The 13,647-nt window shown below is 61.1% G+C and carries 16 protein-coding genes; 6 read left to right on the top strand and 10 right to left on the bottom strand.

The genetic code is table 11. From position 1 onward, the window contains the following. The first annotated feature begins 74 nt into the window (after positions 1–74). The 3 genes from ACN0SW_RS07990 to ACN0SW_RS07980 all read left to right on the top strand — a co-directional run bounded on the left by ACN0SW_RS07990 (position 75) and on the right by ACN0SW_RS07980 (position 1,658). A complete protein-coding gene (locus ACN0SW_RS07990; RefSeq protein ID WP_417727381.1) occupies positions 75–422 on the top strand; it encodes a hypothetical protein in 348 nt (115 codons plus the stop codon). A gap of 478 nt (positions 423–900) precedes the next feature. Continuing rightward, positions 901–1,143: a hypothetical protein gene (locus ACN0SW_RS07985; RefSeq protein ID WP_417727380.1), complete on the top strand. Its 243-nt coding sequence runs from the start codon at positions 901–903 to the stop codon at positions 1,141–1,143. Further along, complete coding sequence (locus tag ACN0SW_RS07980; protein WP_417727379.1) at positions 1,134–1,658, top strand: helix-turn-helix transcriptional regulator; 525 nt, start codon at positions 1,134–1,136, stop codon at positions 1,656–1,658. Before ACN0SW_RS07985 ends, ACN0SW_RS07980 begins: the two co-directional genes overlap by 10 nt. A gap of 68 nt (positions 1,659–1,726) precedes the next feature. Here ACN0SW_RS07980 and ACN0SW_RS07975 read toward each other — a convergent pair whose 3' ends face one another. The 3 genes from ACN0SW_RS07975 to mazG form a co-directional block, all read right to left on the bottom strand. Continuing rightward, positions 1,727–2,122, bottom strand: a complete 396-nt coding sequence (locus ACN0SW_RS07975; protein ID WP_417727378.1) for a carboxymuconolactone decarboxylase family protein — start codon at positions 2,120–2,122, stop codon at positions 1,727–1,729. Between the two features lie 4 nt (positions 2,123–2,126). Next, on the bottom strand, positions 2,127–2,507 hold the full coding sequence (locus tag ACN0SW_RS07970) for a DUF2237 family protein (protein ID WP_417727377.1): 381 nt from the start codon (positions 2,505–2,507) through the stop codon (positions 2,127–2,129). 63 nt (positions 2,508–2,570) lie between these two features. Further along, complete coding sequence (gene mazG / locus ACN0SW_RS07965; protein WP_417727376.1) at positions 2,571–3,386, bottom strand: nucleoside triphosphate pyrophosphohydrolase; 816 nt, start codon at positions 3,384–3,386, stop codon at positions 2,571–2,573. Between the two features lie 62 nt (positions 3,387–3,448). On the opposite strand from mazG, the gene ACN0SW_RS07960 reads away from it, so the two are divergent. Continuing rightward, positions 3,449–4,612, top strand: coding sequence for a M20 aminoacylase family protein (locus tag ACN0SW_RS07960; protein ID WP_417727375.1), 1,164 nt, complete (start codon positions 3,449–3,451; stop codon positions 4,610–4,612). Positions 4,613–4,622: 10 nt separating this feature from the next. Continuing rightward, complete coding sequence (gene speB, locus ACN0SW_RS07955; protein ID WP_417727374.1) at positions 4,623–5,588, top strand: agmatinase; 966 nt, start codon at positions 4,623–4,625, stop codon at positions 5,586–5,588. A 48-nt stretch (positions 5,589–5,636) separates the two neighbouring features. Here the strand turns inward: speB and grxD are convergent, their stop codons facing one another. The 6 genes from grxD to ACN0SW_RS07925 all read right to left on the bottom strand — a co-directional run bounded on the left by grxD (position 5,637) and on the right by ACN0SW_RS07925 (position 12,263). Then, on the bottom strand, positions 5,637–5,999 hold the full coding sequence (gene grxD / locus ACN0SW_RS07950; RefSeq protein WP_417727373.1) for a Grx4 family monothiol glutaredoxin: 363 nt from the start codon (positions 5,997–5,999) through the stop codon (positions 5,637–5,639). Between the two features lie 67 nt (positions 6,000–6,066). Beyond that, complete coding sequence (locus ACN0SW_RS07945; protein ID WP_417727372.1) at positions 6,067–6,237, bottom strand: hypothetical protein; 171 nt, start codon at positions 6,235–6,237, stop codon at positions 6,067–6,069. 4 nt (positions 6,238–6,241) lie between these two features. Further along, positions 6,242–6,478: a BolA/IbaG family iron-sulfur metabolism protein gene (locus ACN0SW_RS07940; RefSeq protein ID WP_417727371.1), complete on the bottom strand. Its 237-nt coding sequence runs from the start codon at positions 6,476–6,478 to the stop codon at positions 6,242–6,244. Positions 6,479–6,631: 153 nt separating this feature from the next. Further along, positions 6,632–7,159, bottom strand: a complete 528-nt coding sequence (locus tag ACN0SW_RS07935) for a hypothetical protein (RefSeq protein ID WP_417727370.1) — start codon at positions 7,157–7,159, stop codon at positions 6,632–6,634. A gap of 234 nt (positions 7,160–7,393) precedes the next feature. After that, positions 7,394–9,559: a phosphoribosylformylglycinamidine synthase subunit PurL gene (gene purL / locus ACN0SW_RS07930; RefSeq protein ID WP_417727369.1), complete on the bottom strand. Its 2,166-nt coding sequence runs from the start codon at positions 9,557–9,559 to the stop codon at positions 7,394–7,396. Between the two features lie 223 nt (positions 9,560–9,782). Further along, positions 9,783–12,263 (bottom strand): penicillin acylase family protein, encoded by a 2,481-nt coding sequence (locus tag ACN0SW_RS07925; protein ID WP_417727368.1) that lies wholly within the window; start codon positions 12,261–12,263, stop codon positions 9,783–9,785. Positions 12,264–12,361: 98 nt separating this feature from the next. On the opposite strand from ACN0SW_RS07925, the gene ACN0SW_RS07920 reads away from it, so the two are divergent. Then, complete coding sequence (locus ACN0SW_RS07920) at positions 12,362–13,234, top strand: NAD(P)-dependent oxidoreductase (protein WP_417727367.1); 873 nt, start codon at positions 12,362–12,364, stop codon at positions 13,232–13,234. A gap of 13 nt (positions 13,235–13,247) precedes the next feature. Here the strand turns inward: ACN0SW_RS07920 and ACN0SW_RS07915 are convergent, their stop codons facing one another. Next, a complete protein-coding gene (locus tag ACN0SW_RS07915; RefSeq protein WP_417727366.1) occupies positions 13,248–13,634 on the bottom strand; it encodes a hypothetical protein in 387 nt (128 codons plus the stop codon). Positions 13,635–13,647: the final 13 nt, after the last annotated feature.

The following is a 13,647-nucleotide window of genomic DNA, read 5'->3' as shown; positions in this document are numbered from 1 at the left end:
GGCCCGCTCAGAATCTATTGCTCTCTTTGAGGTGCCCGGGCAGCAACCCGGTTGTTTTTCTTCAGGAGGCGAAAATGCTGATTTCCAAAAACACAACTCTGGCGCTGTTGCTGGGCACTACAATGCTCTTTAACGCGGGTGCCGTCTTTGCTGAAACTGGCCAAAGTGATGGCGTTGGCGCAAGCTCATCTTCGGACAATGGTTCATCCTCTGGTAGCGGCAGTGATGACAATGGCGGCGGTAACGACAACGGTGGCGATGACAACGGCAGCGACGATAACGACAACGGCAGCGACGATAACAGCGGTGGCGGTGATGACAGCGGTGGCGGTGATGACAGCGGCGGCGGTGATGACAGCGGCGGGGGTGATGACAGCGGTGGCGGCGATGATGGTGGCAACGGTGGCGGCGACGGCGACTAAGCGCAAAATCGAAGCGCTATGAGCCTCCACTCTTGCTTTGGCTGTAATACTTTCAGTCTTGCAGGGCGGAGAGTTAAAATCGAAACTAGTTGTGTCGCTCTGCGGTTTTCGGGGCGGCACAATTTTCAGGTCTGGGTGGGCCGAATGGCTTTGCGATTCATCATTGGGATTTTCCTAGCGGCTTTGCTGGCCGCAACCCCTTTGCTTGCCCAGGATCAAACCCGATCTATCGTCCGGCAGTTAAAGGCACAGGGCTATAGCGATGTCAGCATCTCTCAAACATGGCTGGGTCGTACGCGTATTGTGGCGACCACCAAGAACACCAGCCGAGAGATTGTTTTCAACCCTCGAACCGGCGAGATTCTTCGTGATTTCTCAAGGCGAGGTACCACGCCCGGTCAGCTTTTGAATCTGCCATTCGGATGGGCGCCGAGCCAGACAGGACAATCCGGTTCTGACAAGGATACTGACAGCGGCTATGGAAAGAGTTCCAAAGGTCGAGGTGGCGGTGACGACAGCGGCGGTGACGACAGTGGTGGTGACGACAGCGGCGGTGACGACAGTGGTGGTGACGACAGTGGGGGCGGTGACGACAGCGGCGGTGGTGACGATGGTGGCAGTGGTGGCGATGGTGGTGGTGATGGTGACTGAGGTGAACGGCTCAATGTTCCCGGCGGGCCATGACTTGGCTCATGGCATCAAGCCTGAGGCGTGCTGGTGATCTGGCGGCTCTCCCTCTATCTGATTGCTCTGGTGCAGGGCGGTTGCACGGTGTTTTTTATATCGGACATCGTGCTAACCGTTCTGGGGGTCCGGGCCCAGCCGATTAGCTGGCAAATCCGTGAATTTCTAGAACTCGGCGCCGCACTTGGGCTGGTGCTGGGGATGATACTTGGTTGGGTTGTCTTTCGCCGTACCCAGCTCAGATATCACAGCGCCCAGCAAAAGCTACGGGTGGCATCGGGCGCGTTCATGGAATTGATGCATGAGCATTTCGAGGCATGGGGGTTGACCCCTGCGGAATGTGATGTGGCCCTGTTTTCGATCAAAGGTCTGTCGATTTCCGATATTGCCACGCTGCGCAAAACCTCGGAAGGGACTGTAAAAGCCCAAACCAATGCGATTTATCGCAAGGCTGGGGTGAGCGGACGACCGCAATTGCTCAGCCTGTTCATAGACGATTTGATCGGTGATGCCCTTCCGGGTGTGGCCGAAGAGCAGCCCACGGCGGGGTGAGGCGAAGACCCGATCTTTAACGCCGCACGACTTATACCGTGCCTTATTAAAGTCTGAGGGACTTTGCCTCAGGCTTTGAAAGCGTCGTCCACCGGCACCTGGAGAGCCGTGGCTAGAGCATTTGTTTGGCTGGCCATGCCAATAACCGACAGAAGCTCGCCGTGCTGCGCAGATGTCATGCCCTTGGCGCGTGCCGCTGCGGTGTGAGAATGAGCGCAGTATTCGCAACCATTGGCGACTGAAACGGCGATATAAATCAACTCTTTAGTCAAAGGATCCAGAGTGCCGGGACCCATGACTGATTTCAATCGGTGCCATGTGGCGTGCAAAAGGGCAGGATCATGCGCCAGCGCGCGCCAGAAATTGTTGATGAAATCGCTGCCGCGCGTGGCGCGGATGTCATCAAATATGGCGCGTACCTCTGGGCTGGCGTCGGTGTCGCTGATCAGGGTCACGGTGGCCATGGTGTCACCTCTCACCCGGAGCGTGTTGTTGAAGAACCTCGAGCGGTACAATTTCCAATGTACGCACATGGGTCGCGTCGAGCCGCACCTTGGGGGCGCAACCCTCGTCATGGGCCTGAAGAAACCGCGCGGCACATAGGCACCAGTGATCACCCGGTTTCAGGCCGGGAAACTGAAACTCGGGACGCGGGGTGCTGAGGTCATTGCCGACATATTTGGAAAAGGCCAGAAATTCGGCGGTCATCAGAGCGCAGACCGTGTGGCTGCCATGATCCTGCGCGCAGGTGTTGCAGTGACCATCACGAAAAAAACCGGTCAGCGGATTGGAAGAGCAGGGCTCCAGGGCTTCGCCCAGAACATTGCGGGCCTCATCCATGATCGTCATTGGTTTGGTCCTTTCGCTATTTGTTCGAAACTGGCGGGTTTCTGGCGTTATTACAAGCGGTTGTCAGGCGCGTTCCTCGGCCTTGGCCTGATCCCAGAGCGCGTCCATCTCTGCGAGGTCAGAGTCAGCGGGGGTTTTGCCCCGGTCGCTCAAGAGCGCCTCAATCCGTTCAAACCGGCGGGTAAATTTGGCATTGGCGCGACGAAGCGCGGTCTCGGGGCAGAGCTTCATGTGCCGCGCCAGATTGGCCATGACGAACAAAAGGTCGCCAAACTCCTCTTCGACCGCATCTTGGGTCAACTCGGATGCTGCTTCATGTAACTCTTCAACTTCTTCTTGTATCTTATTGAGAACATATGATGTTTCAGGCCAGTCAAATCCCACGCGGGCGGCGCGTTTCTGAAGTTTGACAGCACGCAACAGCGCGGGCAGACCCAATGCCACACCGTCCAAGGTGCCGGTTTTCTGCTCGGCTGCACGCTCTGCGGCCTTGACCACCTCCCAATCACGGGTCTGTTGCTCTGCAGTCTTGTCCCGGCTCTCTTGTCCAAAGACATGCGGATGGCGCGCCACCATTTTATCCGAGATTGCATTGGCCACATCCATCACATCAAAAAGACCGCGGTCCTGCGCGATCTGCGCGTGAAAGACGACCTGCAACAGTAAATCCCCGAGTTCTCCGCGCAGTTCCTGCCAGTTTTCCTGCTCAATGGCATCAGCAACTTCGTAAGCTTCTTCAATGGTATAGGGGGCGATGCTCGCGAAATCCTGTTCGATATCCCAAGGACAGCCGGTCTTTGGGTCGCGCAGCCGCGCCATGATGGCGATGAGGCGGGGCAAACCGCCGTCTGGATCGTGAATGAGCGTGTCGTCAGGCATTGCAGCGGCCTCGTCTTTGGGGTTGAGTGGACCCTGACGCGAGAATGAAGGGATGTCCAGAGATGGCCGTGATCAATCGAATTGCCGGGTTTGCAGAGGAAATGACCGCTTGGCGCAGACATCTGCATGCCAATCCAGAACTTGGATTTGACTGCCACAAAACGGCGGCCTTTGTGGTTGAGCGGTTGCGCGAGTTCGGCATTTCGCAGATCGAGACCGGGGTGGCGACGAGCGGGGTTGTCGCGGTGATCGACGGGCAAGGTGACGGCCCCTGCATCGGCTTGCGGGCCGATATGGACGCGCTGCCGATGACCGAGGTGACGGGGCTGGACTATGCCAGCCAGGCCCCCGGCAAGATGCACGCCTGCGGTCATGACGGGCATACGACGATGCTGCTTGGCGCGGCTAAGTACCTTGCGGAAACACGGAATTTTTCTGGTCGCGTGGTCTTGCTTTTTCAGCCCGCCGAAGAGGGGCCGGGCGGCGGGCGTATCATGGTCGAAGAGGGCGCGTTGAGCCGATATGGGGTCGGGCAGGTTTACGCGCTCCATACCCTGCCGGGTGCGCCTGCAGGCACGTTTGAAACGACACCGGGACCGATCATGGCAGCGGTGGATACGTTGCATATCGACGTGATCGGGCGGGGTGGGCATGGGGCGATGCCGCATGAAACGCGCGATCCGGTGGTGGCGGCTGTGGCGATCGTGCAAGCCATCCAAACGATTGTCAGTCGAAACCGTAACCCCTTGGATGATCTGGTTATTTCGGTGACACAGATCCATACCGGCACGGTCGACAACGTGATCCCCGAGACCGCCTATATCAACGCCACCATCCGCTCATTCACCCCCGAAGTGCAGGAGATGGTGCATCGCCGTTTGCGAGAGATCACGGAGGGCGTTGCGATTGGATACGGAGTGCGGGCGGAGGTGCGGATCGACCTTGGGTACCCCGCAACCTACAATGACGCGGGCAAGACGGCCTTTGCCGCAGAGGTCGCGCGTGAGGTGGTGGGTGAGGGATCGGTGATCGAGGACCGCCCGCGTGAGATGGGCGCTGAGGATTTTTCCTATATGTTGCAAGAGCTTCCGGGGTCCTATCTGTTTTTGGGTCAGGGTGAGGGACCGGGCTTGCATCATCCTGGTTTCAATTTCAACGATACGGTGGCGCCGGTCGGCGCATCGTTCTTTGCGCGCCTCGTGGAACGTGCGCAACCGTTAGGCTGAAGGGGGCACTATGGCACTTGAGGACGCAAAAACACAGATAGATCAGGCTTTTACGCGCGAAACACTGCGTGGATTGAGCTATGAAAACACCTTTGCCGGGGCATTATCCTTTGCGCGCCGCCGCTATACCAAGGACCTGACTGGCGTTGATGTGGCGATTACCGGGGTGCCGTTTGACCAATCGGTGACCAACCGGACCGGCACGCGGATGGGGCCACGCGCGGTGCGTGAGGCAAGCGCGCTTCAGGTTTTTGATCCGCCTTATGGGTGGGATGGCTATGATCCTCTGTCCCATCTCAGCATTGTTGATTATGGGGATTTAGCCTTTGATTACGCGCATGTAGCAGGCTTTCCTCATGCGCTCTATGAGCATGCAAAGGGCATTCTGGGGGCAGGCAGCGCCTGTTTCGCGATTGGCGGCGATCATTATATTACGCTGCCGCTGTTACAGGCGCATGCCGAGAAATACGGGCCGTTGGCCGTGATCCATTTTGATGCGCATTCCGATACATGGGTTGATGACGATCTGACCCGGATCGACCATGGCACGATGATGTACAAGGCGGTAAAGCAGGGATTCGTCGATGTTACGCGCTCTGTTCAGGTGGGCATTCGCACCACAAACCCTGACACAATGGGCTTTGCCACGCTGGACGCGCGGCAGGTGCATCTGGAGGGTCCGGTGGAAATAGCGCGCAAAATCAAGGAGATCGTGGGCGATAGGCAGGTTTATATGACCTTTGACATCGATGCGCTTGACCCCGCCTATGCGCCCGGCACCGGCACGCCGGTCTGGGGTGGGCTGACCTCGGCGCAGGCGGCGATTATCCTGCGTGATCTGGCGGGGATCAATCTGGTGGGGGGGGATATGGTTGAGGTGTCACCGCCCTATGACACCACCGGCGCCACGGCCATCGCCGGGGCGCATGTAATCATGGAAATGCTCTGCCTCTGGGGCTGGACCCGGCAGGGGTGAGTTGTACGTTTGTGCGGTCAAACCGTACGGTTTGACCGACCCTTCCGATCAGGCATTCGCTTCGCGGATTTTCTCGGCGGCGTCCTTGTCGTAGGACACGCCGGATTTTTCAAAAAGCTCATCAAGCTCGCCCGAGAGCGTCATCTCGGTGATGATGTCGCAGCCACCCACGAACTCGCCTTTGACATAGAGTTGCGGAATGGTGGGCCAGTCGGAATAGTCCTTGATGCCCTGACGGATTTCCTCGTCAGAGAGCACGTTCACATCCTTGAAGTCCACGCCCATGTAATTCAGCACGCCCGCCACGCGGGAGGAAAAGCCGCATTGCGGCATGTCCTTGGTGCCCTTCATATAGAGCACGACATCTGCGGATTTCACGGTCTCTTCGATGCGGGTCTTGGCGTCAGTCATGGCTTATCCTATCGATCTGTCAACCGGCCTAGGCCGGGGTGTCGGTTTGTTCGGGGTCATACCCGATTTAGTCGTCGCCCAAAAGGGTTACATGGGGGCTGTCGGTCTCTTGGCAATAACTGAGCCCATATGTGGCGCGTCCGTTTCGGCTATAGCGGCGGATCTCGTGCCACATGGTAGAGGCAAAGATCATCGCAAAGGGCAAAAGCGGCAAGGCACCAAGCAGGCGGGGCTCCATCTGGTCAGTCTGGGGCCTTGGTGGTCAGGGCCAGTGCATGCACTGCGCCGTTGGGGCCGTCCATCTTGCCCTTGAGTGCGGCATAGACGGCACGTTGCTGTTGCACCCGGTTCAGGCCGCGAAAGCTTTCGTCGACGACTTCGGCGGCAAAGTGCACGCCGTCTTCGCCTTCGACAGTGATTCTGGCGTTGGGCAGGGCTTGGCGGATCAGGGCTTCGAGATCGGAGGCGAGCATGGCCATCGGGGGTCTCCTTGTCAGGTCTTACCCAAGATGTAGAGCGCGGCCGGGGGGAGTGCAAGAGAGGGCAGGCCGCGGTTTTCATCTGGCGAGAAATACCTCGGGGGGACGCGCCCTAGGGCGCGGGGGGGGCGGCGCCCCCCCCCTGACTGCGGTTCAGATTTCTTCGCCCTTTTTGAGCAGACCATCAATCAGCGCGCGTTGCAGCGCGCCACTGTCGCCGCCGCCATATTGCAGCGCGCCACCTGAATAGAGCGTGCCATAGCTCTGCGCGAGGTTCACCACCTGACCGAGACCCGAGATGAACTCGTCCTTTTCCAGCGGTTTGAGCGGGTGGATGAAGGCCGCCCACAGAAGGTCCTTGGCGATGGCGTAGCGGGCATCGAGGGCGGTATCGAAATTGGCTTGCAGGATGCGGTTGAGGTCTTCGGGTGTCAGTTCTTCGGTCTTGGCGACAGGGGTCATGGCGCGCATGCGGTCTGCGGTCTCGTCGGTGACGATGAGCACTTGTACCTCGTTGATGCTGAGTTGCCAGATGCTGCCGTTGCTTTGGGCCGCGGGGTCGAGGGTGCGGATAATGGTGTCGAGCCGCTCAAGGGTCATCGGGGGGTCTTGTGTGGGTTCTTGGGCCGCGAGCGGATTGGAGAGCAGGCAGAGACTGACGAGGAGCAGGCGGTGGAGCATGTGCGGTCCTTTCATGGCTGGGGTCAGCCTGCCACGGGGGCAGGGTCCGCGCCATGGTGCTCCGGAAAAAGTGATGGGCTGTGGGTTTGGGCTGTTGCGGACGTTGGTCCCGACCGATGCACAGCACAGGGCCCGCCCGGTGGAGCGGGCGGGTGCTGGGTGCGTTGATTTCGCGCAATCGGTGGGGCGACGCCCCCTTCAGCCCAAAGGCGTTGCCCTCCTGTGCGGGTTCGCCTAGCCGAAGGTCGCCCCAAAGGTGCCCCGGTAGATATCTGACAACTCGGCAAGCGGGGCCTCGGATTTGCCCAAGCGCACTGTGTCGCCAGTAAAGCGGCCCACGGAGCTGAGCGTTATGCCGGCGCGGCCCGCCGCGATCATCAGCGCCTCGGCCTGATCGAAATTGCAGGCGATGAGATAGCGCGCCTGATCCTCGGCAAAGAGGGTAGCGGTGTCATCGGTATCGAGGTGGACGCCCACGCCCGCCGCTTCGGCCATCTCGAAGGCGGCGAGAGCCAAGCCCCCGTCGCTGAGGTCGGTGCAGGCCTTGATCAGCGCGTGATTGGCGCGGATGAAATCGCCGTGGCGTTTTTCGGCATCGAGGTCCACGGGCGGGGCATCGCCCTCAACCCGGTTGAACACCTCGGCCAGCAGCGCCGATTGGCCCATGTGCCCATGGGTTTCGCCCAAGAGCAGTGCCACATGCCCGTCGCGCGCCTGTCCGGTGATGGCGGTTTCAGGGTCGCGGATCAGGCCCACCGCGCCGATGGTGGGGGTGGGCAGGATCGCGGTGCCATCGGTTTCGTTGTAGAGCGAGACATTGCCCGACACGATCGGCATGTCGAGTGCGGCCACGGCTGCGCCGATGCCTTTGATCGCGCCGACGAACTGGCCCATGATCTCGGGTTTTTCGGGGTTGCCGAAGTTCAGGTTGTCGGTGGTGGCAAGGGGAACTGCGCCCAAGGCAGAAAGGTTGCGGTATGCCTCGGCCACCGCCTGTTTGCCGCCCTCAAAGGGGTTGGCCTTGACGTAGCGCGGGGTCACGTCAGAGGTGAAGGCCAGCAATTTATCTGTGCCATGCACACGGATCAGGCCCGCGCCCTGACCGGGCGTGCGGGCGGTGTCGGCCATGACCATGGTGTCATATTGCTCATAGACCCACTGGCGCGCACAATAATTGACCGAGCCGATCAGCGCCTTGAGCCCGTCGATGGGATCGACGCCCGGCACGGTTTCCGGGTCGAGTGATGCGGCGGGGGCGGTTTCGACCCAAGGGCGGTCATATTCCGGGGCCGATCCCGAGAGGGTGGCCAAGGGCAGGTCGGCCTTGATGTCATTGCCGTGCAGGATGAGAAAGCGGTCTTCGGCGATGGTTTCGCCGACGATGGCAAAGTCGAGATCCCATTTTTCGAACACGGCGCGCGCTTCGGCCTCGAGCTCGGGGCGCAGCACCATCAGCATGCGTTCCTGCGATTCCGAGAGCATCATTTCATAGGCGGTCATGTTGGCTTCGCGTTGCGGCACGGCGTCGAGTTGCAGTTTGACGCCCAAGCCGCCCTTGTCGCCCATTTCCACCGCAGAGCAGGTGAGGCCCGCAGCACCCATGTCCTGAATCGAGATCACCGCGCCGGTGGCCATCAGTTCGAGACAGGCCTCCATCAGGCGCTTTTCGGTGAAGGGGTCCCCCACCTGCACGGTGGGGCGCTTTTCCTCGATGCTGTCATCAAATTCGGCCGAGGCCATGGTGGCCCCACCAACCCCGTCGCGCCCCGTCTTGGCCCCGAGGTAAACCACGGGCATGCCGACACCGGAGGCGGCGGAGTAAAAGATCTTGTCGGCATCGGCCAGTCCGGCGGCAAAGGCGTTCACAAGGCAGTTGCCATTATAGGCCGGATCAAACCGCACCTCGCCGCCCGCGCAGGGCACGCCAAAGCAGTTGCCGTAACCGCCCACGCCTGCCACCACGCCGTGCACAAGCTGGCGGGTCTTGGGGTGTGCGGGTTCGCCAAAGCTGAGCGAGTTCATCGAGGCGATGGGGCGTGCGCCCATGGTGAAGACATCGCGCAGGATGCCGCCGACGCCGGTCGCGGCCCCCTGATAGGGCTCGATATAGGAGGGGTGGTTGTGGCTTTCCATCTTGAACACAACCGCCTGACCATCGCCGATATCGACGACGCCCGCGTTCTCGCCGGGGCCGCAGATCACCTGCGGGCCGGTGGTGGGCAGGGTGCGCAGCCATTTCTTGGAGGATTTGTAGGAGCAATGCTCGTTCCACATCGCAGAGAAGATGCCAAGCTCTGTAAAGCTCGGCTCGCGTCCGATGATCTCGAGGATGCGGTCATATTCCTCGGGTTTGAGGCCGTGGGCCGCGATGAGATCGGGGGTGATGGACGGTTCCTGCATGGGGCGGGCTCCTTCGGGGATATGCATGCGGGGTCTTTAAAGCAGGACTGCGGCGGGGGGAAGGGGCGCGTGATCGGCTGTGGGAGATTTCGTGATGGCAGGCGCACCCGACCGGGGGGGCTTGTGTGGCGATTTTCTCAGGTGTTGCGATGTGCGGTTGTTCGGGCGTCATGGCATAGCCCAGACCGTCGCGGATGCAGGGGGCGTGTTGAAGGCAATGTCTTTACTGTCCTTCGGGACGCAGAGTGGTGACACCCACCGCCGCCGCGCGGGCGAGATCGGGGTCGAGGGACATCGGGATATATTCGCCGCGTCGCCAGAGTTGCGCAAGATCGTCGTAATGGCGGCTGAGGAAATGGCCCGATTGCCCGGTGGCGATGATAAAGACGCTGCTGTCGGGATCGGCAAAATCATAGACTCCACGGTACCCGGCCCCGTGCACGTTCTGGAACGCATTCGGCCCGGTGCCGCCGCGCGTGCGCCCGCGCAAGAGCGTATGGTCGCCCCCCGAGGTGGATTGACGGATGTTGACGACATGACGCAGCAGCGGCACATCGCCCAGCACCTGATGGTCATGTGTGGCCTGATGCGCGTCACCCCAGCGCAGGCTCTCAAGCGATTGGCCATAGCGCTCTGAAATCCAAATCAGCGCGTCGTCAAGCGCCATGCGGGCGGTGTCGGTGCAGGTCTCAATGGCGGCTGATTGTTTGACGTCGCACCATGCGGCGGCGCCGTCCATGTCGCGATACACCCGTTCGATAAACACCGGATCGGGGTGGTCGAATTCGCGCGCGAGCGGGCCAAGGTCATCGCGGGTCAGCCGGTCCATCAGTGCGCGCATCCATGCGGCATAGATCAGCGGCTCTGGCAGGTGTTCGTTCATCTCGCCGTTCCAATCCGCGAGCATCGCAAGCGCCTTTTGGCGCAGGCGTTCGGGTGTGCCTTCGGGGGCGGATTCGCCGGTGAACCACAGATCCGCGCCAATCAGAGGCAGGAGCGAGCGGGCGGTAAAGCTGACCGTGTCAAGCTGTGCCTCGATAAAGCTGTCGCGGGTGTGCACCTCGCGGGTTTGCATGAGCCGCCGCCAGCGATGGACGCGCTGCGTGTCACCCCAATGATGGGTCACATGCATGGGAAAGGGCCGGTCCACCACCTTGTTGTTGGTATTGCCGAGGATGCCGCCAGAGGGGGCCACGAATTCGGGGTTGGCGGCAAAGGGCAGCATGCCATGCCAGCGGTTTTCCGCGAGCCAGCCGCGTGCGGGCATGCGACCTTCGCTCTCGTGTCTTGCGTCGCGGCGCGGCATTGCCCCGATGGTACGCATGGCGATTGTCGTGGCGTCCACCAGCGTCAGGTTTTGCGAGGGGGCAATATAGAGGCGGCTGAGGTCGATCGCCTCTTGCACCGATTGTGCGCGCATCAGCCCGATGGCTGCGGATATCGTGGTGTCATTGGGGCTGAGGGCGGTCCAGTTGAGGGCCGCGACATGGCCCGCCGGCGTCACTTCGGCCAGATCGTAATGGCTGCCGGGCAAAACCGGGCCGTTGTCTGTCCAGCGCAGAGTGAGCGTGACCGGATCGGCATCCTTGATCTCGATGATCGAGCGGGTCGTGCGAAACGGTTTCCAGCCGTCGGGCGTGCGGTATTCGTTGGGATTATCCGGGCTCAGCTCCTCAATATAGAGATCCTGATCATCAAGATAGGACGAGGTAATGGCCCAGCCAAGGCGCGCGCTGCGCCCGGTCAGAACCGCCGGAATGCCGGGAATGGTGCCGCCGATTACCCCGCCTGATTTCAGCTCAAGCCGGGCAAGATACCAGGTATTGGGCGCGGAAAAGCCCAAATGCGGGTCATTGGCCAAGAGCGTGCCACCCGAAGCCGAGCGCGAGGGGGCCGCGGCAAAGGCATTGGAGGCCCCGGCAAAGGCGCGGTGTTTGAAGGGCGAGAGCGGATTGCGGGTCACATCTTCGTCGGTTTCGGCCATGCGCGCCCAGTTGGCCTTGGGAAAGAGCGCGGCATAGTCGGGCAGGGCGGCGATTCCAGTGCCGGGGGTCAGCGGCATGATATCCGCAAGGCGCTGAGGGTCTTCGAGCGCCAGTGAGGCGCGGGCAAAGAGCACCTCATTTTCCAGATGCGAGGACAGTTGCACCGCCATGAGTTTGATCAGAGCGATGGAATCCGCGGGCTGCCAAGGTGCGATGGGTGCATTGAACAGGAATTGTTCGGGTGCGCCGCGCCCCAGAGCCTCTCGGTTGATTTCGGTCAGGCGAGCGTTGACGCCGTCGGAATAGGCCTTGAGAGCCGCCAGTGTTTCGGCATCCTGTACCGCAACGGACTGGCGGGCCAGAGTATAGAGATCAAAGCGGCGCATGGTGCTGTCGATCTTGACCGTGCGGGTGCCAAACACCTCGGAGAGCCGTCCCTGCACGGTGCGGCGCATCATCGTCATCTGCCAAAGCCGGTCCTGGGCATGCGCATAGCCCAGCCCGAAAAAGCTGTCGGCCTCGGTCTGGCCCAGAATATGGGGCACATTGGCGTTGTCGCGCACGATCTCGACCGGGGCGGTCAGGCCGGTCACTGTGAGCGTCTTGTCATATTCGGGCAGTGAGCGGGAGAGCAGGAAATACGCCCCCAGCAGGGCCAGAAGCGCCAGCAGGATTGCCCCGCCCGCCAGCCGCAACAACCATTTGACAACCCCTGTCATGCCCCGGCACCGCCCTATTTTCCACTTGCATCACCTGCCGGGGATAGTCAGAAAACCCCGGTAAGACAATGGCACACGATATGGGAGAGGACAGGGCAATGGCAAAATTGGCGTTTCTGGGGCTCGGGGTTATGGGCTATCCGATGGCAGGGCACCTGGCGGCTGCCGGGCATGAGGTCTGCGTCTATAACCGCAGCGCGGCCAAGGCGGAAAAATGGGTGGGCCAGCATGGGGGCAGCCATGCCGCGACCCCGCGCGAGGCCGCAGCAGGGGCCGAATTCGTGATGGCTTGTGTTGGCAATGACGACGATTTGCGCTCGGTCTGTCAGGGGCCGGATGGGGCCTTTGCCGGGATGGCGTCGGGCGCTGTCTTTGTGGATCACACCACGGTGTCGTCCAAGGTCACGGCCGAGCTTTATGCCGAGGCCAAGGCGGCGGGGCTGAATTTTGTCGACGCGCCGGTGTCGGGCGGTCAGGCGGGGGCCGAGAATGGCCAGCTTTCGATCATGTGTGGGGGGGATGCGGACGCCTATGGGGCCGCCGAGCCGATCATACAGGTCTATTCCAAGCTCTGCCGCCGGATCGGCGAGAGTGGGGCCGGTCAGATGACCAAGATGTGCAACCAGATCGCCATTGCTGGTCTGGTGCAGGGGCTGGCCGAGGCGCTGCATTTCGCTGAAAAGGCGGGTCTGGACGGGCGCGCGGTGGTCGAGGTGATCTCTCAGGGTGCGGCCGGGTCGTGGCAGATGTCGAACCGTTACGAGACCATGCTTGACGACAAGTGGAACCATGGCTTTGCCGTAGACTGGATGCGCAAGGATCTGGGTATCTGCCTGTCGACCGCGGATGAGACCGACGCCAGCCTGCCGGTGACGGCGCTGGTGGATCAGTTCTACAAGGATGTCCAAAAGATGGGCGGCGGGCGCTGGGATACGTCGAGCCTGTTCGCGCGGCTGCGCAAGCTGGGCTAAGCGAAAGACGGTGTCAGGCGATCTTGCGGTCGCCTGACAGCCATTTGCGCGTGTCGATATAGTCGAGAATGAGCGAGACCACGTCGACCGCCATCAGGATCACGAGATAGGTCCGATAGGATGCAGCAAGGTCCTGCGCCAAAAGCCACAAGATCAGCCCCAGCATCGGTGTCCAGATCAGCACATGCGGCAGGGCCATGACCTTGGAAAAGCCGCGCTCGACCAGCATCAGCCCCCCGTTGCAGAGCATCGCGCCCACCGCCATAAGCGCCAGCCACGCGCCTGCGGGTTGGGTGATGTAGAGCACAGAGGCGGCATTGACCGGCACGAGGATGAATGCGACCCAGATTTGCACCCAAAGGGGCAGGCGGCGGTAGCTCTGCCAAATCTGCAATATCATGTGCGCCCTCGGT

The organism is Roseovarius sp. (assembly GCF_048262375.1).
Classification (GTDB): Bacteria; Pseudomonadota; Alphaproteobacteria; order Rhodobacterales; family Rhodobacteraceae; genus Roseovarius.
This window is presented reverse-complemented; position numbering and strand designations above follow the sequence as displayed.